The 21,210-nt window shown below is 60.7% G+C and carries 21 protein-coding genes; 14 read left to right on the top strand and 7 right to left on the bottom strand.

Annotated features, from left to right (window positions below; genetic code table 11):
- Positions 1-116: 116 nt before the first annotated feature.
- From V8J63_RS04410 to V8J63_RS04395, 4 genes are all read left to right on the top strand, one after another.
- The gene (locus V8J63_RS04410; protein ID WP_024012668.1) at positions 117-1,034 is read left to right on the top strand and encodes a LysR substrate-binding domain-containing protein; all 918 of its coding nucleotides are present in this window, start codon (positions 117-119) and stop codon (positions 1,032-1,034) included.
- 82 nt (positions 1,035-1,116) lie between these two features.
- Positions 1,117-1,341, top strand: coding sequence for a DUF2188 domain-containing protein (locus V8J63_RS04405; protein ID WP_016774410.1), 225 nt, complete (start codon positions 1,117-1,119; stop codon positions 1,339-1,341).
- Between the two features lie 49 nt (positions 1,342-1,390).
- The gene (locus V8J63_RS04400; protein WP_336463642.1) at positions 1,391-1,921 is read left to right on the top strand and encodes a hypothetical protein; all 531 of its coding nucleotides are present in this window, start codon (positions 1,391-1,393) and stop codon (positions 1,919-1,921) included.
- The gene (locus V8J63_RS04395) at positions 1,921-2,163 is read left to right on the top strand and encodes a hypothetical protein (protein WP_016774412.1); all 243 of its coding nucleotides are present in this window, start codon (positions 1,921-1,923) and stop codon (positions 2,161-2,163) included. Before V8J63_RS04400 ends, V8J63_RS04395 begins: the two co-directional genes overlap by 1 nt.
- 201 nt (positions 2,164-2,364) lie before the next feature.
- Here the strand turns inward: V8J63_RS04395 and V8J63_RS04390 are convergent, their stop codons facing one another.
- Positions 2,365-3,267, bottom strand: a complete 903-nt coding sequence (locus V8J63_RS04390; protein ID WP_336463641.1) for a LysR family transcriptional regulator — start codon at positions 3,265-3,267, stop codon at positions 2,365-2,367.
- Between the two features lie 134 nt (positions 3,268-3,401).
- Here V8J63_RS04390 and V8J63_RS04385 point away from each other — a divergent pair, with 134 nt between their 5' ends.
- The 3 genes from V8J63_RS04385 (at position 3,402) to V8J63_RS04375 (ending at position 5,666) form a co-directional block, all read left to right on the top strand.
- Complete coding sequence (locus V8J63_RS04385; RefSeq protein ID WP_336463640.1) at positions 3,402-4,430, top strand: alpha/beta hydrolase; 1,029 nt, start codon at positions 3,402-3,404, stop codon at positions 4,428-4,430.
- Between the two features lie 24 nt (positions 4,431-4,454).
- Positions 4,455-4,892, top strand: a complete 438-nt coding sequence (locus V8J63_RS04380) for a cyclophilin-like fold protein (protein ID WP_336463639.1) — start codon at positions 4,455-4,457, stop codon at positions 4,890-4,892.
- 141 nt (positions 4,893-5,033) lie between these two features.
- Positions 5,034-5,666, top strand: a complete 633-nt coding sequence (locus V8J63_RS04375; protein WP_336463638.1) for a carboxymuconolactone decarboxylase family protein — start codon at positions 5,034-5,036, stop codon at positions 5,664-5,666.
- Positions 5,667-5,705: 39 nt separating this feature from the next.
- Here the strand turns inward: V8J63_RS04375 and V8J63_RS04370 are convergent, their stop codons facing one another.
- Entirely contained in the window at positions 5,706-6,707 is a 1,002-nt protein-coding gene (locus tag V8J63_RS04370) for a cupin domain-containing protein (protein ID WP_442963510.1), read from the bottom strand.
- Positions 6,708-6,766: 59 nt separating this feature from the next.
- Here V8J63_RS04370 and V8J63_RS04365 point away from each other — a divergent pair, with 59 nt between their 5' ends.
- Positions 6,767-7,993: an MFS transporter gene (locus tag V8J63_RS04365; RefSeq protein ID WP_122692094.1), complete on the top strand. Its 1,227-nt coding sequence runs from the start codon at positions 6,767-6,769 to the stop codon at positions 7,991-7,993.
- Between the two features lie 5 nt (positions 7,994-7,998).
- Here the strand turns inward: V8J63_RS04365 and V8J63_RS04360 are convergent, their stop codons facing one another.
- Positions 7,999-8,622: a TetR/AcrR family transcriptional regulator gene (locus V8J63_RS04360; RefSeq protein WP_016774418.1), complete on the bottom strand. Its 624-nt coding sequence runs from the start codon at positions 8,620-8,622 to the stop codon at positions 7,999-8,001.
- 129 nt (positions 8,623-8,751) lie between these two features.
- Here V8J63_RS04360 and V8J63_RS04355 point away from each other — a divergent pair, with 129 nt between their 5' ends.
- A complete protein-coding gene (locus tag V8J63_RS04355) occupies positions 8,752-9,969 on the top strand; it encodes an MFS transporter (protein ID WP_016774419.1) in 1,218 nt (405 codons plus the stop codon).
- 18 nt (positions 9,970-9,987) lie between these two features.
- On the opposite strand, the gene msrA is transcribed toward V8J63_RS04355, so the two are convergent.
- From msrA to V8J63_RS04340, 3 genes are all read right to left on the bottom strand, one after another.
- A complete protein-coding gene (gene msrA, locus V8J63_RS04350) occupies positions 9,988-10,494 on the bottom strand; it encodes a peptide-methionine (S)-S-oxide reductase MsrA (RefSeq protein WP_016774420.1) in 507 nt (168 codons plus the stop codon).
- A gap of 124 nt (positions 10,495-10,618) precedes the next feature.
- The gene (sseB, locus tag V8J63_RS04345; RefSeq protein ID WP_232245406.1) at positions 10,619-11,404 is read right to left on the bottom strand and encodes an enhanced serine sensitivity protein SseB; all 786 of its coding nucleotides are present in this window, start codon (positions 11,402-11,404) and stop codon (positions 10,619-10,621) included.
- Between the two features lie 236 nt (positions 11,405-11,640).
- Positions 11,641-13,767, bottom strand: a complete 2,127-nt coding sequence (locus tag V8J63_RS04340) for a TonB-dependent receptor family protein (RefSeq protein WP_336463637.1) — start codon at positions 13,765-13,767, stop codon at positions 11,641-11,643.
- A gap of 188 nt (positions 13,768-13,955) precedes the next feature.
- Between V8J63_RS04340 and ppk2 the strand changes: the two genes are divergently transcribed.
- The 5 genes from ppk2 to cydB all read left to right on the top strand — a co-directional run bounded on the left by ppk2 (position 13,956) and on the right by cydB (position 18,490).
- Positions 13,956-14,771, top strand: a complete 816-nt coding sequence (gene ppk2, locus V8J63_RS04335) for a polyphosphate kinase 2 (RefSeq protein WP_024012681.1) — start codon at positions 13,956-13,958, stop codon at positions 14,769-14,771.
- A 699-nt stretch (positions 14,772-15,470) separates the two neighbouring features.
- Positions 15,471-15,686, top strand: coding sequence for a hypothetical protein (locus V8J63_RS04330; RefSeq protein WP_016774424.1), 216 nt, complete (start codon positions 15,471-15,473; stop codon positions 15,684-15,686).
- Positions 15,687-15,709: 23 nt separating this feature from the next.
- Positions 15,710-16,099, top strand: a complete 390-nt coding sequence (locus V8J63_RS04325; protein ID WP_123442675.1) for a VOC family protein — start codon at positions 15,710-15,712, stop codon at positions 16,097-16,099.
- Positions 16,100-16,126: 27 nt separating this feature from the next.
- Positions 16,127-17,476 carry a cytochrome ubiquinol oxidase subunit I gene (locus V8J63_RS04320; RefSeq protein WP_336463636.1) on the top strand — a complete coding sequence of 450 codons (1,350 nt, stop codon included), beginning with the start codon at positions 16,127-16,129 and terminating at the stop codon, positions 17,474-17,476.
- A 12-nt stretch (positions 17,477-17,488) separates the two neighbouring features.
- Positions 17,489-18,490: a cytochrome d ubiquinol oxidase subunit II gene (gene cydB, locus V8J63_RS04315; RefSeq protein WP_336463635.1), complete on the top strand. Its 1,002-nt coding sequence runs from the start codon at positions 17,489-17,491 to the stop codon at positions 18,488-18,490.
- 3 nt (positions 18,491-18,493) lie between these two features.
- Here the strand turns inward: cydB and V8J63_RS04310 are convergent, their stop codons facing one another.
- A complete protein-coding gene (locus tag V8J63_RS04310) occupies positions 18,494-21,103 on the bottom strand; it encodes a bifunctional diguanylate cyclase/phosphodiesterase (RefSeq protein ID WP_336463634.1) in 2,610 nt (869 codons plus the stop codon).
- Positions 21,104-21,210: the final 107 nt, after the last annotated feature.

The following is a 21,210-nucleotide window of genomic DNA, read 5'->3' as shown; positions in this document are numbered from 1 at the left end:
GAGCAATAACGCGGAAGTCACTCAATGCTGAAAAAAATTCAGCACTCGTCAGGCCGTTTCGCAAATGCTTGAATGAAACCTGCCGGTACATCACAAGAAGTCACCACGGAGTCACCATGCGCTCTGACACTGAGGCATCGATCATCCTGCCACCGCTGAAAGCAATTCAGGCCTTCGAACAAACCGCGCGCTTCGGCAACGTCGCCAGAGCGGCGGAAGTGCTGGACCTGACACCCTCGGCAGTCAGCCATCAACTGGCGAAACTGGAAGGGATGATCGGCCGGCAATTATTCGTTCGCGCTGCTCGGGGCGTCTCGCTGACGCCGGTCGGCGAGCAGTACCTCAAGGAAGTCTCCGGGATTCTGCACAGCCTCGCCGTTGCCACCGAGCGTGCGGCCAGCGATGTCAGCCTCGATTGCCTGCGCTTGCACTCATCGCCAAGCTTCGGCCTGCTCTGGCTGATGCCGCGCCTGGAAGCGTTTCGCGCCAGTCATCCGGACATTCAGATCAACCTGTCGTGCTCCTATGAATCGCTGCACTTCAGTCGCGACAAGATCGACGTCGATATCCGCCATGGTCTGCCGAACTGGCCAAGCTATGAGGTGCGCACGGTCAGGAACGAGACGTTCGCGGTGCTGACCTCACCGAAACTGCTCGCACAACGCCCGGTACGCGGCGCGGCGGATCTGCTGGAGTGCGATCTGATCCTGTCCGAGGCCACTCTGCTCAAATGGCCGCAATGGTTTGCCCAGCATGGTCTGGCGCGTCCGGAGCGGCCGTACGCGCTGAGCTTCGATCGTTCATACATGTCGCTGGAAGCCGCGAGTCATGGCTTGGGTTTCGCACTGGAAAGCACATTGCTGGCGCAGAAGTATCTGGCCGCGGGCACGCTGGTTGAAGTAGCGCCTGAATCTCTGAGTGCTGCGGTGGCTGCGCACCATCTGGTATTCCCCAAAGCGCATTCCAGCTTTCCACGGGTCAGGCGTTTTCTGGCGTGGATGGAGAGCGAGCTGGGCCACGAGTTCGCTTATTGAGACCGGCGCAATTCTTTCAAACTCTCTGAACCGGCCAAGGTCAATCCATTACCGGTCACATATTCACGTCAGAGGTGAAGGAATGGATAACTACCACATCAACAAAAACCAGCAGCGCTGGGAACTGGTCAAAGAGGGCGCGCAGCGTGCGTCGAAAACGGCTGCGACCAAAGCCGAGATCACCCAGATCGCCAGTGACTATCTGCAGGACAAAACCGCCTCGCTGAAAATCCATAAAGAAGACGGGACGATTCAGGAAGAACGCACCTTTCCGCGCGCAGCCGACCCGCGAAAAACCAAAGGCTGAGCAGGCTGTTCTTTTCTGTGTTCATCGTTTCTTCAGAAGGGTCTGATTTATGGTCATTGCATGTCTGGGATGGGGCTCACTGATCTGGAAACCGGACGGCTTGCCGCTGGCCAGCGAGTGGTTTGCCGACGGGCCGCAGGTACCGATCGACTTCGTTCGCGTCAGTGACACTGGCGAGTTGACTACAGCCATAAGCGCGAACGCGCCGCCGTGCAAAGTGCTGTGGTCGGTCCTCGACGTGACCGATCTCGATCAGGCCCGTGAACTCCTGCGTATTCGAGAAGGCGTGCCGGAGGGCAGGGAGGATGGCATCGGCAGCTTCACCGTCGGTCCCTCGGCGATGGGCGTGCTTGCTGAATGGGCAATTCCTCGGCAACTCGATGCGGTGATCTGGACGGCGCTGCCCGGCAGATTCAAGAACATTGAAGGCCTGGTGCCGAATGTCGACGACGCAGTTTCTTATCTGGCCGGGTTGAGCGGCGCGGCGCACGAACAAGCGCGCGACTATATCGAACAGGTGCCGGCGCAGATCGACACGCCGTATCGCCGTGAAATCATTGCCAGGCTCGGGTGGAAATAATGAGCACCCGCAGCCAGGCGCAGATTGCCGCGATCTTCGATCAGCTGTTGGCACTGCGAGAAAGTGTGGACATTCTCCAGCACGTGGAGAGCGCTAGCGTCGAGTCGCTGCGTGGCCATCAGACCGTGGACGCCCCTGAGTCGCTGGATCTGGTGTTTCAAAAGCTGCAAGAAGACATCGCCAGCATGGAGGAAACGTTGGCGACGATTGCCGAGGCGACCGGGGACGTGTCGAAGTTGTGAGGGGGTCGCGGGGCTGGCATGCAGAGATGATGTGCCTGGTCTGGCGCCTTCGCGAGCAGGCTCGCTCCCACAATGGATTTGTGAATCGATGATTTCCGGGAGCTGACGCAAAAACCTGTGGGAGCGAGCCTGCTCGCGAAAGCGCTGGGTCAGGCACTTACTCTATTGGATGTGCCGACGCTATCGCGAACTGGCCCGCTCCTACAACGGGGCTGGATCCACGCGCAACGCATCCACCACCAGTGAAAACGCCGGCGATGGTTGGCGGCGGCTGGGGTAGTAGAGGTGGAAACCACCGAACGGTTCGCACCAGTCTTCCAGCACTCTGACCAAACGCCCTTCAGCCAGATGCGCACCGAACTCGTCTTCAGGCAGGTAGGCAATCCCCAGCCCGTTCACAGCGGCGTCGGCGATGTGCACGGTAGAGTTGAACACCAGTTGGCCGTCGACCCGCACTTTCAGCTTTTTGCCCTGCCGCTCGAATTCCCAGGCATCGACACCGTCGTAGGTCGGAAATCGAATGTCGATGCAGCGGTGTGCCGCCAGCTCGCGCGGATGTTGCGGGGCGGGGTGCCGGGCAAAGTAGTCGGGCGAGGCGACGACGGCCATGCGCAGCGGCGGGCCGATCGGTACGGCGATCATGTCCTGGGCGACGGTATCGCTGAAACGCACGCCGGCATCGAAGCGGTCGGCAACGATGTCGCGGAAACCGTAGTTGATATCGAACTCGAGCTTGATGTCCGGGTATTGCAGCAATAGTGGCGTCAGCTTGGGCAGCAGAGTGGTCTTGATGATGTTGTCGCCGCAGGTGATGCGCACCGTACCGGCAGGCTTGTCGCGCAACTCGGTCAGCGCGTCCAGCTCGGCTTGGATTTCATCGAAACGATGGCCCACGGTGTGCAGCAAGCGTTCGCCGGCCGCCGTCAGTGACACGCTGCGTGTGGTGCGGGTCAGCAAGCGAATTTTCAGACGCGCTTCCAGCGCCGAGACTACCTGGCTCACCGCCGATTGCGTCACGCCCAGTTGCACCGCCGCGCGGGTGAAGCTGCCGCTGCGGGCAACGGTGACGAAGGCGAGCAGGTCGTTGAAATTGGGTTTGGCCATGGCGCAATGCTCAGGTTTATTGATTAGCAGCGTTTATAACCGCATTAAGCACTCATTAGCTAATCAAAGTCTCGAGCGTGCGCAACAATACCTTCATCCCGGCCACGCCTGGCTTCTCGATCAAGGACGCCCCCATGAAACGACTGTTCATACTGCTCGGGTTTCTCCTGAGTTCATTTACTGCATTCGGAGCTGACATGTCCCACGGTGCCGACAATTTCTTCAAAAGCGATAAGGTGACCGTGCAGAAGGTCAGCTTCAAAAATCAATATCAACTCACCGTGGTCGGCAACCTGTTTGTCCCTAAAGGACTCGACCCGGCAGCGCGCAGCGCGGCGATTATCGTTGGCCATCCGATGGGCGCGGTAAAGGAGCAGAGCGCCAATCTGTATGCGCAGAAACTGGCGGAGCAGGGTTTTGTCACCTTGTCGCTGGATCTGTCGTTCTGGGGCGAAAGCGAAGGCGCGCCGCGCAACGCGGTGCTGCCGGACATGTATGCCGAAGACTTCAGCGCGGCCGTCGATTACCTCGGCACACGGCCATTCATCGACCGCGAGCGCATCGGCGTGTTGGGCATCTGCGGCAGCGGCAGCTTCGTGATCAGCGCGGCGAAAATCGACCCACGCATGAAAGCCATCGCCACGGTCAGCATGTACGACATGGGCGCGGCCAACCGTGATGGCCTCAAGCACTCGCAAAGCCTTGCGCAGCGCAAGCAGATCATTGCGCAAGCGGCCGAGCAGCGTTACGCCGAGTTTACTGGCGGCAAGGTCGAATACACCGGCGGCACGGTGCTGGAACTGAAGGCCGACACCCATCCGATCCAGCGTGAATTCTTCGATTTCTACCGCACCCCGCGCGGCGAATTCACCCCGGCCAACTCGACGCCGCAACAGACCACGCGTCCGACGCTGAGCAGCAACACCAAGTTCATGAACTTCTATCCGTTCGTCGATATCGAGAGCATCTCGCCGCGCCCGATGTTGTTTATTGCCGGTGCCGACGCGCACTCCCGTGAGTTCAGCGAAGAGGCATTCCGGTTGGCGGGGCAGCCGAAAGAACTGGTGATCGTGCCGAATGCCGGCCATGTCGATCTGTACGACCGGGTCGAGCTGATTCCTTTTGCCAAGCTGACGCAGTTCTTCAAGAGCAACCTGAAGTAACTTTCAACGCGACGGAGCAAAGCGATGCGGACTTTTGCCAACGGCTGGAAGGGATTCGTACTGATGGCATGGTTGCCCGTTGCTCTGTCTGCACCGACCGCTATGGAGGCCAGCACGATGTGGATGACCGTCGCAGAACAGCGTTTTGCCATTGCTCTGGATGACAACCCGAGTACGCGGCAATTGCTCACGCGATTGCCGCTGAGCCTGGAGATGACCGACCTGCACGGCAATGAAAAATACGCCACCGTGCAGCCGCCATTGCCCACCCAACCCTACCGGCCGGGCACGATCCACAGCGGCGATTTCCTTCTGTATGGCGACGATACGTTGGTGGTCTTCTACAAAACCTTCGATTCGTCCTACCGCTATTCGCGTCTTGGCCGCATCGAACGCCCGCAGGACTTGGCCGAAGTCTTGGGGCGCGGCGATGTGCGGGTGACGTTCACTCTGCATGAGTGAGGAGAGTCATTGATGAACCAGAAATCCTTAAATCAAGGGCGTCTCCTGCGCATCGTCGCCCTCGGCTGCGCGGTCCTTGCCAGTGCAGCCTGCGTGAATCCCCTCTGCGCCAATCCTTCCCGATCACCGGAGAAACCGATCATGAAAGAACAGCCTCTGACGCCTGAACAACTGGCGATCGCCCCGATTGCCGCCAACGCTGCAATCGGCGACATGCCGCGTTTGCACGACGCACTCAATCGTGGTCTCGATGCCGGGCTGAGCATCAGCGAGACCAAGGAAATTCTGGTGCAGCTGTACGCTTACGCCGGTTTTCCGCGCAGCCTCAACGCCTTGTCATTGCTGATGAAGGTTTTGCAGGAACGCGCCGCGCGGGGCATCAAAGACGTGCCGGGACGCGAGCCGGGTCCGGTTCCGTCGGGATATGCGCTCACCGAACTCGGCACCGACAATCAGACCCGTCTGGTCGGTGCGCCAGTGTCCGGCCCACTGTTCGAATTCGCCCCGGCGATCGATCAGTTTCTGAAAGTGCACTTGTTCGGCGACATCTTCGCCCGCGACAACCTGGCATGGACGGATCGGGAACTGGCGACGGTTGGCGCGCTGGCGGCAATGGCTGGGGTGGAATCACAGCTGGAGTCGCATTTGAAGATCAGTCTGAATGTGGGATTGACGGTTGAGCAGTTGCGGCAAGTGGCGCAGGAGTTGGAGGCGCGTGGGGATTTGCAGGCTGCTGAGCGGGTGGGCGCGGGGCTGGACAAAATCCAGCGGTGAGGGCGGCTCGGATTCATTGCCGCTCTGTTAATGCAATTCTTATAGTGCGCGCTGGCGCCGACTCGCTCCCGGTGAGCTTCCTGTTATCCGCTTGAACGCACGACTGAACGCCGCTTGGGAGGTGTAGCCCATGCGCTGCGCCACTTCTTCGATCGGCAGTCTTTCCAGGGTCAGCCACTGACTGGCCAGGCGCATGCGCAGTTCGGTGGCGTAGCGCAGCGGCGGGGTGCCGAGGGTGCTCTGGAAGCGTTCGGCGAAGACCGAGCGTGAGGTGTTGCACAGCGTTGCCAGTTCGGCGACGCTCCAGTCGCGCCCCGGTTGTTGGTGCAGGGCCAGCAAGGCCTGCGCCAGGCGAGGGTCGCGCAGGGCGGCGACGAGACCGGAGGCATTGCCGCAAGCGCATTCGACCCAGCCGCGAACAATCATTGCCGCCACTACGTCGGCAAGGCGCGCGAGAATGCCGGCGAAGCCAATGCGCGCTGCGCTGACTTCGCGTTCCATGGTCGCAAGGATTGGCATAAGTCCCGGATAACGCTGGCCGCCGGCGTCGATCAGCATAAGACCCGGCATCAGCCGACCGAGGCCTTGCAGGCTGCCGAGCTCGAACTCCATACAGCCACTGAAGAGCAGGGCGCTATCGGGCGAATCGGCGCTGTGCCCGACCTGCATCGCGCAGACCGTATCGCCGAGTGGCGCGGCGACGGCGCTGTCAATGTCCTGCACTTCAGCTCCGGCGTGTGACAGCAACTGGTGCGCGGCACCATGAGCAATGAATACCGCATTGCCTGCTGACAACTCGTACAGGCTGCCGTCCTCCAGTCGCAATACCGTCGATCCAGCGGCAACGAAGTGGAAATACGCATGGCCCGATTTGTCGCTGAAACCCAGACCATACGGCGGACCGGCGTGGATCCGACGATATTGCACGCCACGCAGACGCATGCTGCGCAGCAACTCGGTGATGAGGTCTGAGGACACAGAGAAGGAATCAATGCTGCTCATATTCGGGGTTTCGATCAAAAGTTCAAGACTGCGCATCATAGATCATCCGGTTTGCCGCCAATAGACTGCCCTCTCGAAATGTCCGAGGGAGTCTTGAAATGAATGAACGTGTAGGTGATGGGCGAACTGACGGGGAGCCGCTGGTGCCTGCGTGGATGGCGGTGTTTTCACTGGCGATGGGCGTGTTTGGTCTGCTCACGGCGGAGTATCTGCCGGCCAGCCTGCTGACGCCGATGGCGCTCGATCTCGGCGTCAGCGAAGCGCTGGCCGGGCAAGCGGTGACGGTGACTGCGGTGGTCGCGCTGTTTGCCGGATTACTGGTGCCCGGGTTGACGCGCAGCCTTGATCGGCGCCTGGTCTTGCTCGGTTTCTCGGCACTGATGATCGCATCGAATCTGCTGGTCGCGTTGTCGTCCAGCCTCGCAGTATTGCTGATCATGCGCATCCTTTTGGGCATAGCTCTGGGCGGATTCTGGAGCATGGCGGCGGCCGTGGCGATGCGCCTGGTGCCGGCGGCGCTGCTGCCGCGTGCGCTGTCGATCATCTTCAGCGGGATCGCCGTGGGGACCGTGGTCGCGGTGCCATTGGGCAGTTATCTCGGCGGTCAGTTTGGCTGGCGCAGTGCGTTTTTCGCAGCTGCGGCGGTTGGCGTGGTGACGCTGGTATTTCAAATGTTCACGCTACCCAGTCTGGCGCCGCATCGTCCGTCACGCCTGCGCACGGTGCTTGAGGTGTTGCTGCGACCGGGCATTGCTATTGGCATGTTTGGCTGTGTATTGGTGCACACCGGTCACTTTGCGTTGTTCACCTACATCAGGCCATTTCTGGAAAGCACCACCGGCGTCGGCCCGCAGACGCTGGCACTGATGCTCCTTGGTTTCGGCGTGGCGAACTTTGCCGGCACGCTGTTCGCCGGCTGGCTGTTGCAGCGCAATCCACGCGCAACACTGGTGCTGATGCCGGTGTTGGTGGGTGTTGCCGCTCTGGCGTTGGTCGGGTTACCGGCGTCGGTCACCGGGCAGGCGTTGCTCTTGGCGCTGTGGGGGATGGCCTTCGGTGGCGTGCCGGTCGCATGGTCGAACTGGGTGGCGCGCTCGATACCCGATCAGGCCGAAAGCGCAGGCGGCATGGTCGTCGCATCGGTGCAGTCGGCGATTGCCGCAGGCGCCGCCGCCGGCGGTTCGGTGTTCAGTTTCAGCGGTATCCATGGTGTGTTTGTAGCGGCTGGAATTCTGATGTTGCTGGCCGCGCTGCTGATTGCACTGAAGGTCAATGTCGATGTGCCGGAGCCGGGTTCGGCGCCGGTGGCACCGGTGCATTTGTGATTTGATCAATCCGCCTTACGCGTGACGGCAATGTCCCAGGTTTGCATGACCTGAGTGATAGCAGCATCAATGTTATCCAGCGCGGTGTTGTCTCTGGCGAGGATGGATATGCCCTGCAGGAAACTGTCGAATACCGTCGCCATCGCCGCCGCACTTGTGCCGCTGGCCAGCTCGTCGGCATTCACAGCGCGTTCGACGCAGGCTTGAATGCCGGCACGGGTGCGCTGCCTTGAGTGGGTCAGGGCTTGCGCCACATGGGCGGTTTCCGGGCTCGGTGCGCTCATGACGCCGAGGGTAACCATGCAGCCCTTGGGGTGTGTGTCGTCGCACTGCATGCGTGCCGACTGGCGCAAAGCGGTCTCGATCGCCTGGCGTGGTGGCAGGCTGTCGTCCCACAGGCACTCGGTGACTTGCGCATAGGTGGTTAAATAACGCTGCACGCATTCATCGAACAACGCTTCCTTGGAACCGAACGCGGCGTAGAAGCTAGGTGCAGAGATACCGCCACCCAGGCCTGCCTTCAATTGGGCCAGCGATGTCGCGTCGTAGCCGTGTTGCCAGAACAGTTGCAAAGCCTGATCGACGGCGTCGTCGCGATCAAACTGACGGGGGCGACCGGTTCTCGCCATGACCTGACTCCTCATTGATTTAATATAAAGACTAGTCGATACAGAAATTGTTGACAACGCTGCGCATGCACCCTCAGGATCTAGATCGATCGGTATTTAAATCTGAGTCGGTTTTTCGAGGAGCTTCCAGTGACACCTTCAATCACGTTAACGGCTACGCCAAAAGGTCTGCCCATCGGCGCTTTGCTGGCGCTGGCCATGACTGGCTTCATCTGCATCGTCACCGAAACCCTGCCGGCGGGCCTGTTGCCGTTGATCAGTGAAGGCCTGGCGATTTCGCCGTCCATGGCCGGGCAAATGGTTACCGCGTACGCATTGGGTTCCGTACTGGCGGTGATCCCGATGACCATCGCCACCCGGGGCTGGCGGCGCCGCAACGTGCTGCTGCTGACGATTGTCGGTTTCCTGCTGTTCAATTCGATTACCGCGCTGTCGTCGCACTACGGCGTTACGCTGGTCGCGCGGTTCTTCGCCGGGGTTGCAGCGGGTTTGGCATGGAGTCTGTTGGCCGGCTATGCGCGACGCATGGTTGAGCCCGAACAGCAGGGCAAGGCGTTGGCACTGGCGATGGTCGGCACACCGATTGCGCTGTCGCTGGGCGTGCCTCTGGGTACGTGGCTCGGTGGGCTGGTCGGTTGGCGCACTACATTCGGCCTGATGTCGGCGCTGACCTTGGTACTGATCGTCTGGGTGCTGGTGAAAGTGCCCGACTACCCGCCGCAGCCGGCCCATCAACGCCTATCGCTGAGCAAAGTCTTGACTACCCCGGGCGTGCGTCCTGTGCTTGCAGTGGTGATCAGCTGGATGCTGGCGCACAACATTCTCTACACCTATATCGCTCCGTTCGTGGCGCCGGCGGGCATGGCCGAGCGGGTGGATGTGGTGTTGTTGATCTTCGGCATCGCCGCGCTGGTCGGGATATGGCTGACGGCGAAGCTGGTCGAGCCGCTGCTGCGCTCGACTGTTCTGCTGAGTTTGGCGACCTTTGCCGCGGTCTGCGTGGCGCTGGGTTTTGGCGGACGCAACCCAGAGGTGATTTATCTCGGCGTGGCGGTATGGGGTTTGACGTTCGGCGGCGCGGCGACGCTGTTGCAAACGGCGCTGGCTGACGCGGCGGGCAACGGAGCGGATGTCGCCTTGTCGTTGAATGTAGTGGCGTGGAACAGCGCGATCGCTGGCAGCGGTGTCGTCGGCGGCGTGCTGCTCGATCAGTGGGGCGTTGCCTCATTTCCGTGGGCCATGCTGGCACTGGTCGCTATCGCCTTCGCCATTGCCTGGGGTGCCCGGGCCCACGGTTTCAAGTCGGGCCCGCGCTCTGTAGAAGCTTCGGTGGTGGCGGGGCATTGAACCCCGCCAGCAGTTTCTTCAACCGCGCTTCGGCAGTTTCCAGTTAGGCCGGATGAAATGGCAAGTGTAGCCATTCGGAATCCGCTCCAGGTAATCCTGATGCTCGGGTTCCGCTTCCCAGAACGGCCCGGCCGGTTCGATTTCGGTTACCACACGGCCCGGCCACAGCTTCGAGGCGTCGACATCGGCAGCGGTGTCTTCGGCGACGGCACGCTGCTCGTCGTTGAGGTAGTAGATCGCCGACCGGTAGCTCGGGCCAAGATCGTTGCCTTGACGGTTGGGCGTGCTCGGGTCGTGGATCTGGAAGAAGAACTCGAGGATCTGCCGGTAGCTGATTACCGCCGGATCGAATTCAATCTCGATGGCTTCGGCGTGGTTGCCGTGGTTGCGATAGGTCGCATTCGGCACATCGCCGCCGGTATAGCCGACGCGGGTTTTCAGCACACCCGGATAGCGGCGCAACAGATCCTGCATGCCCCAGAAGCAGCCGCCGGCGAGAATGGCAGTTTCGGTTTGAGTGGTCATGGTGTGTGCTTCCTCTCGAGACGATGTGGGGATACCCACTGTTATGAGGGCGGGTTGAGAGAATCCAAGGTTACGCTCATCAGAATCGACCACTGGCCTGCTGATCAAGCGGCATGCAGGCGTGTCAACCAAAGCCAAATAACGAACGCAGCCTGCTCGGTGACTTGCGTTCGTAGAACGGTTTGGTCTCCCTGAGGAAGTAATCACTCAGCCCGGCTTGTCCCGTCAGCACGCGGCAAAAATCAACTGGTCCGCCATCGGGGGCTGTGTCCGCAGCGACATTGCCGGCTTCGCGCATGACCTGTTCGATATCGCCATCCGCTTCGATGCCGACGATCAAGTGCGGTTTTTCATCAATCGAGGGGTCGTGCATCAGCGCCAGGAATGCGCGTTTCACATTGGCGTGTTTGGCCAGCAATTGCGAGAGCGAATGGACCATCGTCGATGGGTAGTCCGAAGGCTGTCCAAGCAAGACGTTGGTTTCTTTTTCCACGGTACGCTGCGTGGCGGGCCGGCCGATTTCGCCTGAGAGCAGGCGTTGCACTTCCGCCGGAAGAAATTCCTTGCCGTACGGCGACTTCGGATTCAGAAAAAGCAGCGCGCCCAGCGTGATTTCGAACAATGATCGGGCGGGTATCTCCACATAGCTCTGCTCGCTGTCGATGGATTGTTGCAGCGTTGGCAGCGAGGAGAAGAACGGAATGACCGGCGTGCCATCGGGCTTCTGCCAATGAGCGATGCTGATGTTGCTGCCGGCCTGGAGATTGACATGGCCTTGCGCCGCACCGGCGGTGCCGAGGATGTAGACGGTCGAGTCCAGGAGGGTTCGATAGAACTCAGGGCGATGCGCGGGTTCGTCCGCGGCCAGCCGGAGTGATGTTTCCAATGGGTTTTCTTGGGACGTGTCCATGAGATTAATCCGTTATTTTCTATGGAGAGTGATGGTTGTCTGATCAGTCGAGGAGACCTGCTGTCACGATGATTCTCGTCCAGAGACTTGAATCCTGCGCCCTTCTAACCAGCACCACAAAGCCAACTGTGGGAGCGAGCCTGCTCGCGAAGGCGTCGTGTCAGTCGAATAATTCACGACTGGTACACCGTTTTCGCGAGCAGGCTCGCTCCCACATTTGAACCTCGCGTTGGGTCTTATAGCAAACTCCACGAAACCCCAACATAAACCCCCATCCCTTCACCCGGCGTCGACCGTGCGGCATCCAGACCTTTGTCGTCATACCCCGGCGTGACCGTTGCCGCGTAGCGTTTGCCGGTCAGGTTGCGCATGTCGACCCAGCCTTGCCAGTCGCCCTTCGGCGCGTTGTAGCCCAGGGTGGCGCCGAACAGGGCGTAAGGGTCGGCGTAGTAGCTGTTGGCGTAGTCCACGGCAACTTTGGACACCAATTGTGTGTTCGCGGCGGCGAAGAAGCCCTGCGGCCAGTCGTAACGCAGTTCGCCCTGGTAATAATGCATTGGCAGGCCCGGCAGGCGGTTGTCGCCGAAGCGTTCGTCGTCGCGGTAGTGGAAGTCGCTGAAGGTGTAGGCCTGGCGCAAGCTCAACTGGCGGCCGTCGGCGGCGGTCCAGAGTTTGCTGTTGAGGCTGGCCTCGATGCCTTGGTGCACGGTCGGGCTGGCGTTGAGTTCGTAGGGCGTGACGGCGTTGGCGTCCGGCAGTACCGAGAGCAGTTCGTGACGAACTTGCGCGTAGTACCAGGCCAGGCTCCATTCGCCCAGTTTGCTGTCGCCACGGCCACCGAGTTCCAGAGTGGTAGCGGTCTGGTTTTGCAGTTCGACCGGGTCGCGCTGGGTGCCGGTGGCGGCGCCATTGCCGGCAGGGAAGCGCACGTTGGAGCTGTAGATCAGCGACCACGGGTGCGGTGCTTCGACGGAGCGGCTGAGGTTGCCGAACACTTGCACGTCCGGGGTGATCTGGTAGCGCAGGCCGATGCGCGGTGCATAGTCCCAGTCGCTGAGACTGGTTTTGCCGCCGCCCTGCGGATAGGTCACGGCGCTTTCGCGGCGGGTGTAAATGGCGGCGAGGCCGGTGGTCAGCCAGAGGTCGTCGGCAATTTCCAGGTCATTGCCGAAATGCAGCACGGTGTCCGAACCCTGATAAGTGAAGTTGCGCATCCGCGTGCCCGGGGCATAGCTGGCGGTGTTGCCACTCGGGATGCGCACGAACTCGCTGGCGCCATCGTTGGGCAGGTGCTTGGTCACGCGCAGGCCGACATTGCTGCGGCTTTCCATGCCGAACAGGGTGTCGCGGCGCTTGTAGTCGAAGGTGCCGCTGACGTCGGTATAAGCCACTTTCAACCGGTTCGGGCCTTCGCGCAGATCCATCGGGTAGTCGTGGTAGGCGAGGCCGGTCTGGATGCTCGAATCGTCGTCGAGGTAGAACGTGGTTTTGTTGCCGATGAAGGTACTGCCGGGCTGCTTGCGGCTGTCATCGCGGGCCACATACGCCGGGTTGGCTGCCCGTGGGCTGTGTTCGATGGAATGCTTGGTCACGCGACCGGCAAGGTCGTTGTCGGTTTCGCGATAGCGAAAGTAGAAGCGGGTTTCCAGATTCGGGTTGAAGCGATAGCCTAAGTTGGCGATCAGGCCTTTGCTCTCGCTGGCGGTGTGGTCCTGATAGCCGTCGGCGTTGGCATCGATCAGGGACACGTAGTAATCGAAATTCCCCAGCACTTGCCCGGAGCTGACCTGGCGCTGCTGAAAGCCATGGCTGCCGGTGGCGTAGCGCACCTGCAGCTTCGGCGCGGTGTAACCGGTGTGGCTGACGTAATCGATAGCGCCGCCCAGCGCCAGCGCGCCGCGATCGAAGCCGTTGGCGCCGCGCAGCACTTCGACATGGTCGACCCACAACGGCTCAAGCAATTCATACGGCGTGCCGCCGGGGCCGGTGAGGGGCAAGCCATCCAGCATCGTGTACAGCCCCGACGCATGGGCGCCGGGTGCGCGGTTGATGCCTGAACCGCGGATGGAAATCTTCACGCCTTCGTTGCCCGCCGACTGCGCATACACCCCCGGCTGATAGGCGAGCACATCCTGATTGCTGGCAACACGGCCCTGCAACGGCTGGCGCATGTCGACCACGTTGGTGCCGCCGGGAACCTGCTCAAGGCGTTCCCGCGCTTCTTCGACCGCTGCATCGCTGCCACTGCGCTCATCTGCCGAAATCAGCACTTGCCCCAGCTCCAGACCTTGGGTCTCGGCCATCGCCGGGCAGGCCAGGGCCAGACCGAGCAGGGCAGTGGGCAATGATTTGGACGACGGCATCAAAAAACTCCAGCAAACAGGGATCGGGCAATGAACAGTGCGACGTCGGAACAACCTCAGGAAACACATGGCGACAGGGCTTTTTTGCCCGGCAATGGCAAACAACCGGGCGTGAACTAACCTCACGGATCAGGGCCATCGGGTCAATAAACAAATTCAGCGGGCTGTTGAAGCGCGAGGACAGGTTCATGGCGAAAGACAAGAAGAAACCTGCAAAGGCAATCGAACGTCCACGCTTGAAAAACAAGGACTATCTCGAACAGCTGCGCAAGCTCCACGTTGAGCTGGTCAAGCTGCAGGAGTGGGTCATCGCCAAAGGTGTCAAGGTGTGTATTGTTTTCGAAGGGCGCGACGGTGCGGGCAAGGGCGGGGTGATCAAGGCGATCACGGAGCGCGTCAGCCCACGGGTTTTCCGGGTGATGGCACTGCCGGCGCCAACCGATCGCGAAAAGAGCCAGATGCATGTGCAGCGCTACCTGCCACATCTGCCGGCGGGCGGTGAGGTGGTGATTTTCGACCGCAGTTGGTACAACCGCGCCGGCGTCGAACGGGTCATGGGCTTTTGCACGGAAGAACAGGCTGACAAGTTTCTCAAGTCGATCCCTTGGGTGGAGAACGCCATCGTCGATTCGGGGGTGATCCTGCTCAAGTACTGGCTTGAGGTCAGTCCGGAGGAACAGACCCGCCGGCTCGAAGCGCGAATCAATGACGGGCGCAAGACCTGGAAACTGACACCAATGGATCTGAAATCCTACAGTCGCTGGTATGACTACTCACGGGCGCGGGACGAGATGTTCAAGCATACCGACACCGATTGGGCGCCGTGGAGGGTTGCCGACTCCAATGACAAGCGTCGTGCACGGCTGAACATAATCACTGATCTGCTCAGTCGCATCCCCTATGAAGAGGTGAAGCGCGACAAGGTCGAGTTGCCGAAACGGCAGAAGCCGGGCAAGTATCGGGAGCCGGATTATCCGTACAAGCGGGTGGCGGAGCGGTTTTGACTTTGCGGGATTTTTTGGGGCTTGGCGGCCTTTGGGCCGACCAGGCTCTTGGGGTTTTGGGTGTATATCCGTTTTTTCGGGTGTTGCGGCTGGCGGTTCCGCTCTTACAGCGGGTCACTTTTGCAGACGCCCAAAAGTAACCAAAACGCTTTGCTCCTACGTTCGGCCCTCGCAGGCTCGGGTTCCTTCGCTACGGGACTGATCCGGGCGCAGCGGCTACGGTTTGCTTCGCTGCACCTCCTTCCGCTGTGTACGACTGCGTCGTACGGTCGCTGCGCTCCCACGCCCGGATCAATCCCTCCACTCAGCCTTCCGACGTCGCCGGTGGATCAAGATCAAGAGCACTCGAGCTTGCGCTCATTGTTGAGTGGGGCGGCTTCGCCGCGGGCAGCTGCGCTGCTTTGCTTTTTTGGGAGCGAGCCTGCTCGCGAAGGCGGCCTGACAGCCGACCTGTACTTGAGGTGGTACGCGACCAACTGTAGGAGCTGCCGAAGGCTGCGATCTTTTGATTTTGCTTTTCTGTGGGAGCGAGCCTGCTCGCGATGACGGAGGCACATTCAAATGTTTTGAAAGATATACCGCTATCGCGAGCAGGCTCACTCCGACAAGGTTTTGCGTATCACCCGTCCATCCGTCGTCTGCCCTGAACCTCTGTCGCGCTGTTTTTTCTACCGGGTAAGTCCCTCAGGAGATACCCGTATGTTCGATCAGCAAAAAAAGGCATCACTGGCGGCATGGCGCAGGATGGCGGAGCAGGCCGAGGGCGATCTGGATCCGGAACAGCAATATGACGAGTTGCTCAAGGCTGCGGATCAGATGGAGGAGCAGGGCCTGATTACCAGTGCCGAATGGCGTCAATTAGTGCGTGACGCCGGCAACGTTTTTACCCTGAACGAGGAACAGCCACAGCGCTGACAGCTGCCATCGGAGGACATCCCATGCTCAGTTATCTGTTTATCGGCGCCAACGATGTCGAGCGTTCGGCGGCTTTTTACAAGGCGATCCTGACGCCGCTTGGCTACCGGCATGACCGTGAAGAACACTACTGTTTCTACTTGCCCGATTGCGCCGACAAGTCCAACGGGCCCGGCAGTGTGCACATCTCGAAACCGTTCAATGGTGAGCCGGCGACGCCCGGCAACGGCATGATGCCGGCATTTCGCGCCGACTCGCGGCACCAGGTCGATCAGGTGCACAAGGCCGGGCTCGACAGTGGCGGCAGCAATGAAGGACCGCCTGGCACGCGCGAAGCCTATACGCCGGACTTTTACGTGGCCTATCTGCGCGATCCTGAAGGCAACAAGCTGGCTGTGTTCTACAGCGGCTGATGGATGGAGCCTGTTGATTCGGCCCTGATGGCCGCCCGCGCTCAGTTCGCGATCACGATCAGCTTTCACATCGTGCTGGCGGCGTTCAGCATCGGTCTGGCGAATTTCCTCATGGTGCTGGAAGCGTTGTGGTTGAGGACCGGGCGCCAGGTTTATCTGGATGTCTATCGCTACTGGCTCAAAGTGTTTGCGCTAAATGTCGCAGTGGGCACGGCGTCGGGATTGATTCTGGAGTATCAGTTCGGCCTCAACTGGTCGCGGCTGTCGGTGCAGGCCGGTGATGTCCTCGGCCCGCTGATGTTCTATGAAGTGATGGCGGCATTTTTCATCGAAGCGGGATTTCTCGGCATCATGCTGTTCGGCCTGAAGAAGGTCGGCCCGCGTCTGCATTTTTTCGCCACGTGTGCGGTGGCGGTGGGCTCGCTGATCAGCGCGTTCTGGATTCTTTCCGCCAACTCATGGATGCAAACCCCCGCCGGCTATTCGATTGGCGCGGACGGGCGTCTCCTCGCCGCGGACTGGTGGGCAATCATCTTCAATCCTTCGTTTCCCTATCGCCTGGCGCATATGCTGCTTGCCGTGTTCATCGGCAGCGCGACGCTGATTGCCGGGATCAGCGCCTGGCAATTGCGCAAGGCCCGGGAAAACCCGCGTGCTCGCCTGCAATTCTCCATGGCGCTGTGGGTGATTGCGCTGCTGATGCCGGTGCAGATTGTTGTCGGGGATCTGCATGGCCGGCACAGTTTGCACGCCCAGCCGCAGAAAGTGGCGGCCATCGAAGGCTCATGGACGCGCCCGCCAGAGGGCGCGGGGGAGCCACTGCGCCTGTTCGCATGGCCGGATATGGACGAGCGGAGCAACAATTGGGAAGTCGCCATTCCTCGCATCGGCTCCCTCTACCTGCAGCATGATCTGACCAGCACCATCGCTGCGCTTGATGAGTTCCCGGCTAAGGACATCCCGCCCGTGGCGCCGGTGTTTTTCGCGTTCCGGCTGATGGTCGGGCTGGGACTGTTGATGCTTGGGCAGGGCGTGGTCAGCCTGATCCTGCGCCGACGTAATCGCCTGTACACGGCGCGTCGCTGGCTGGGCGCGTGCGTGCTGCTGGCGCCGGCCGGGTTTCTGGCGATGCTTAGCGGCTGGGTCGTCACCGAAGTGGGGCGACAGCCGTTTACCGTTTACGGATTAATGCGCACGGCGGACAGTCTGTCGTCGGTGTCGAGGGCTCAAGTCGTCGGGTCGACGTGGTTGATTCTGCTGTTTTATCTGCTGATCTTCGGCATCGGTCTGTGGGTGTTGCTGCGCCTGTTGCGCGAGCCGCCGCAGGAGGATCAACCCGGGCCGCAGCCCACGCTTGCCGACGAAACCGGGCACTGAGGAGTCGCAGACATGGACACCGACTGGCTGACGCTGTTGTGCGCTGCCGCATTGGCGTTCTCGGTGATGAACTACGTGGTGCTCGACGGCACCGATCTGGGCGTCGGCATGCTCATGGGCCTCACGCCTTGCAGCAAGCAGCGCAGGGCGATGGCGGTGTCGATTCTGCCGGTGTGGGACGCCAACGAAACCTGGCTGGTGCTCGGCGGCGGCGGGCTGCTGGCGTTGTTTCCGCTGGCGTACGCGATCTTGCTTCCGGCCTTGTACGTGCCTTTTATCGTGATGTTCCTCGCCTTGATCGCGCGGGCCATGGCGCTGGAGTTTCGCGATTACGCACCGAACGAGCGACGCAAGCGCATCGTCGACGGCGTGTTGGCGCTGGCTTCGCTGCTGACCGGGTTGGTCCAGGGCATGGTGCTCGGTACCCTCGTGCAAGGCATCGCCCATCAGGGCGGTCAGTACATTGGCGATGGTCGCGACTGGCTGAATCCGTTCCCGGTATTTTGCGGTTTGGTGCTGGTGCTCGGTTACGTCTGGCTGGGGACGTGCTGGTTGTACTGGCGGACCCTGGATGAATTGCAGCAGCACTCGGCCCGCCAGGCCCGCGTGCTGTCGCTGGTCGTCGTGGCGTTATTGCTGGTGCTGATTGCATGGACGGCGACGTTGCAGCCGCAATATGCCCGGAGGCTCGCCGATATTCGCCTGTGGTTGCCGGCAGGACTGATCGTCAGCGCTCTAGGATGGGTGTTCAGCAAAGGCTTTCACTGCCGCTTCGATTTCATCCCACTGTTCGCCGCACTGGGCGTTTGTGTGCTGGCTGTCGCGGTGATGCTGGTCGCGCTGTATCCATTCATCATTCCGCCGGATCTGACCTTGAGCGAAGCAGCCTCAAGCCCCACCAGCCAGATCTTCATGCTGGTCGGATTCGCCGTGCTGATCCCCATCACGCTGGCCTACAACACCTTCGGTTTCCGCGTGTTCAGCGGCAAAGTGCGCGTTGCCAGCGATAGCTGAGATTCACGTCACCCGACCTTTTTTGCTCACCAGCGACAGTCGCGAAGCCCGTAGCAGATCAGCAAAAGCCGCCTTGTCGATCGGCCGACTCATGAAATAACCCTGCACCTCGTTGCATTGATCCTTGCCGAGAATCGCCAGTTGCTCCTCGGTCTCGACGCCCTCGGCCGTCACCGTCAGCCCCATGGCCTTGCCCAAGCCAATGATCGCCTGCACCACGGCACGGTCGTTGGTGCCGCTGCTGATCGAGGCGATAAAGCGTTTGTCGATCTTGATCCCGTCGAATGGATAGGCGCGTAGGTAACCGAGCGACGAATAACCGGTGCCGAAGTCGTCCATGTTCAGACGCACGCCGAGCTCCTTGAGCTGATTCATGGTGGTCAGCGCGCCGTCGGTGTCATTGAGCATCACGTTCTCGGTGATCTCCAGCTCCAGACGGCTGGCCGGGAAACGCGTATCCACCAGCACTTCACGAACATCCTCGACGACATCGCTGAGGGCGAACTGCGCAGGCGAAAGGTTGACCGACAGCAGAATGTCATGGGGCCATTCCAGCGCGGTTTCGCAGGCTTCGCGCAGCACCCAGCGGCCCAGCGGTACGATCAGGTCGGTCTGCTCGGCCAGCGGAATGAACACGTCCGGCCCGAGCAGGCCCTGGGTCGGATGCTGCCAGCGCACCAGCGCCTCCACCGAGACGATGTGTTTGCCGTCGACCTTGTAGCGCGGCTGATAGTGCAAGACGAATTCGTTGTGTTTTAGCGCATGGCGCAGGTCATCTTCCATTTGCCGGCGCGTCTGGATCTGGTCGCTCATGTGCGCTTCGAAGTAGCACCAAGTGTTCTTGCCGTCGGATTTGGCTTGATACAGCGCGATGTCGGCGTAGCGGATCAGATCGCTGGCGACGAAACCGTGTCGACGACTCAGGGCGATGCCGACACTGGCGCCGATATGCAGCGGATGCTGTTCGTAGAGGATCGGCTGATGCAGGCTGCCGATCAGCCGTGTGCAGAATTTGTCGATCTCGTTATGGCTGTCCATGCCATTGAGCACCACGACGAATTCATCACCACCGAGGCGGGCGACGAGGTCGTGCTCGCGGGTGCATTCGCGCAGGCGCGTGGCGACTTCCTGGAGGACCGCGTCACCGGCAGGATGGCCGAGGGAATCGTTGATCGGTTTGAAGTTGTCCAGATCGATCATCAGCAGCGACAGCGGCGGCGCGTGTTCCTTCAATACCAGGACGTCGTCGAGATAACGCGCCAGTTTGTTGCGGTTGGGCAGGCCGGTCAGGGCGTCATGCATCGACAGGTGCTGGATCTGCGCATGGGCGGCGACTTCGTCGGTGATATCGCTGGCAGTGCCGCGATAGCCGACGACGCTGTCCTTGTCGAAAATCGGCCGCGCCGAGAGCCGGCAGTGGCGTGGCTGCCCGGAGTGATCGCGATAAGTGCAGCGCAAATCGCCGGCGCTGTTTTCTTCGCTGAGTTTGCGCAGCCATAGCTCCAGTGGCGTGGTGTCGCAAGTCAGTAATTCGCCGATGTCCTGGCCCAGCCACAGGGCTTGCGGGTAGCCGGTGACTTCGCTGAAGCGCGCCGACAGATAGGTCAGCGCCAACTGATCATCAACTTCCCAGATCCAGTCCGACGCCGCTTCGGCCACGGCGCGAAAGCGTTCTTCACTGGCTTCGAGGGCATGATTGGCTTTCTCGAGTGCCTGATTCGAGGCTTGCATGGCATGAATGCTGTTGTCGACGTATTGCGAAGAGCGCAGGGCGTGGCGGAAAAAGTATGCCGTCAGCAGCATCAGCACCAGAAACGTCGCGCCGAGCGGCGGCACCAGCGTCCACAACAATTGCTGACCGGGCCGTTGCAGGTCGGCTACCAGGCTGTAGCCGGTGCTGTCGAGCGGCACGCTTGGATGGCCTTTTTCAATGGTGTCGTCCGGGACCAGGGTCAGGTTCGTCAGGCCATAACCGCTGCCGATCTTGCGCAGTTTGGTCGGGGTCAGCTTGTCGACGAACACCAGCACCGAGGTGTTTCTCAGTTCATCCAGCGGGCGCTCGTCGTTGGGAATGATCGCGGCAGCGGTGATCAACGCCGGCCAGCCTTCGAACAATGAATAGCGGCTGATCGGCTTGGTCAGATCAGGCTGACTCAGCACCTGCTCGACCAACGCCGAGGCGGGCGCTTGCAGTACGCTGGATACGTCGGTTTCAACCATCTGCCCGCGAATCACCGCGTACTTGGTGCGATTGCGATCGAGGACGAACACGCCGTCGTAGCCGTCGCTGGTGAACAGGGTCTTGCCCATGTTCTGTTCGGTGTAGGCCCAGTTGACGTCGATCGGCCCGCTCAAGGCCTCATAGGCGCGGGTCCAGTAGGCATAACTGGTGATGTAGTTTTTCGACGCGGTGATGCGGTTTTCCACGGCGCGCACGGAATAGAACTGGTTCTGTTCCAGATCTTTCGCGTCAAGGGTATTGGCAATGCCAAGCAAGGTGCTGATCGCGGCGATGACACCCGCAATGAACAGTGCGCCAACGGCGATGGCCAGGCGCCGGGTCACGGCGCGTTGCGGGGTGGGGATTGGCTGCGCAGGGAGAGTAACGGCCATGTGCTCGTCCTTGATCCGGTGTCTTCTGAATCTAGAACAATGGCGAGCGCACAATGTTCAGATTGTTGTTATTGGTATCGCCTGGATTTTTTCAAAGTGTAGCGAAT

Origin of the sequence: Pseudomonas sp. CCNWLW23 (assembly GCF_037095675.1) — a bacterium.
Taxonomy (GTDB): domain Bacteria; phylum Pseudomonadota; class Gammaproteobacteria; order Pseudomonadales; family Pseudomonadaceae; genus Aquipseudomonas; species Aquipseudomonas atacamensis.
The sequence above is the reverse complement of the archived record's forward strand: the minus strand, read 5'-3'. Positions and strand labels throughout refer to the sequence as shown.

Excerpts from the sequence above, each read along its gene's own strand:
- V8J63_RS04400 (WP_336463642.1), top strand. The coding sequence starts at position 1,391 with ATGGTCATTGCATGTCTGGGATGGGGCTCACTGATCTGGAAACCGGAC.
- cydB (WP_336463635.1), top strand. The coding sequence starts at position 17,489 with ATGGACACCGACTGGCTGACGCTGTTGTGCGCTGCCGCATTGGCGTTC.
- V8J63_RS04340 (WP_336463637.1), bottom strand. The coding sequence starts at position 13,767 with ATGCCGTCGTCCAAATCATTGCCCACTGCCCTGCTCGGTCTGGCCCTG.
- V8J63_RS04395 (WP_016774412.1), top strand. The coding sequence starts at position 1,921 with ATGAGCACCCGCAGCCAGGCGCAGATTGCCGCGATCTTCGATCAGCTG.
- V8J63_RS04360 (WP_016774418.1), bottom strand. The coding sequence starts at position 8,622 with ATGGCGAGAACCGGTCGCCCCCGTCAGTTTGATCGCGACGACGCCGTC.
- V8J63_RS04310 (WP_336463634.1), bottom strand. The coding sequence starts at position 21,103 with ATGGCCGTTACTCTCCCTGCGCAGCCAATCCCCACCCCGCAACGCGCC.
- V8J63_RS04370 (WP_442963510.1), bottom strand. The coding sequence starts at position 6,707 with ATGATGCGCAGTCTTGAACTTTTGATCGAAACCCCGAATATGAGCAGC.
- msrA (WP_016774420.1), bottom strand. The coding sequence starts at position 10,494 with ATGACCACTCAAACCGAAACTGCCATTCTCGCCGGCGGCTGCTTCTGG.
- V8J63_RS04325 (WP_123442675.1), top strand. The coding sequence starts at position 15,710 with ATGCTCAGTTATCTGTTTATCGGCGCCAACGATGTCGAGCGTTCGGCG.
- V8J63_RS04330 (WP_016774424.1), top strand. The coding sequence starts at position 15,471 with ATGTTCGATCAGCAAAAAAAGGCATCACTGGCGGCATGGCGCAGGATG.
- ppk2 (WP_024012681.1), top strand. The coding sequence starts at position 13,956 with ATGGCGAAAGACAAGAAGAAACCTGCAAAGGCAATCGAACGTCCACGC.
- V8J63_RS04380 (WP_336463639.1), top strand. The coding sequence starts at position 4,455 with ATGCGGACTTTTGCCAACGGCTGGAAGGGATTCGTACTGATGGCATGG.
- V8J63_RS04385 (WP_336463640.1), top strand. The coding sequence starts at position 3,402 with ATGAAACGACTGTTCATACTGCTCGGGTTTCTCCTGAGTTCATTTACT.
- V8J63_RS04365 (WP_122692094.1), top strand. The coding sequence starts at position 6,767 with ATGAATGAACGTGTAGGTGATGGGCGAACTGACGGGGAGCCGCTGGTG.
- sseB (WP_232245406.1), bottom strand. The coding sequence starts at position 11,404 with ATGGACACGTCCCAAGAAAACCCATTGGAAACATCACTCCGGCTGGCC.
- V8J63_RS04410 (WP_024012668.1), top strand. The coding sequence starts at position 117 with ATGCGCTCTGACACTGAGGCATCGATCATCCTGCCACCGCTGAAAGCA.
- V8J63_RS04320 (WP_336463636.1), top strand. The coding sequence starts at position 16,127 with ATGGCCGCCCGCGCTCAGTTCGCGATCACGATCAGCTTTCACATCGTG.
- V8J63_RS04375 (WP_336463638.1), top strand. The coding sequence starts at position 5,034 with ATGAAAGAACAGCCTCTGACGCCTGAACAACTGGCGATCGCCCCGATT.
- V8J63_RS04405 (WP_016774410.1), top strand. The coding sequence starts at position 1,117 with ATGGATAACTACCACATCAACAAAAACCAGCAGCGCTGGGAACTGGTC.
- V8J63_RS04390 (WP_336463641.1), bottom strand. The coding sequence starts at position 3,267 with ATGGCCAAACCCAATTTCAACGACCTGCTCGCCTTCGTCACCGTTGCC.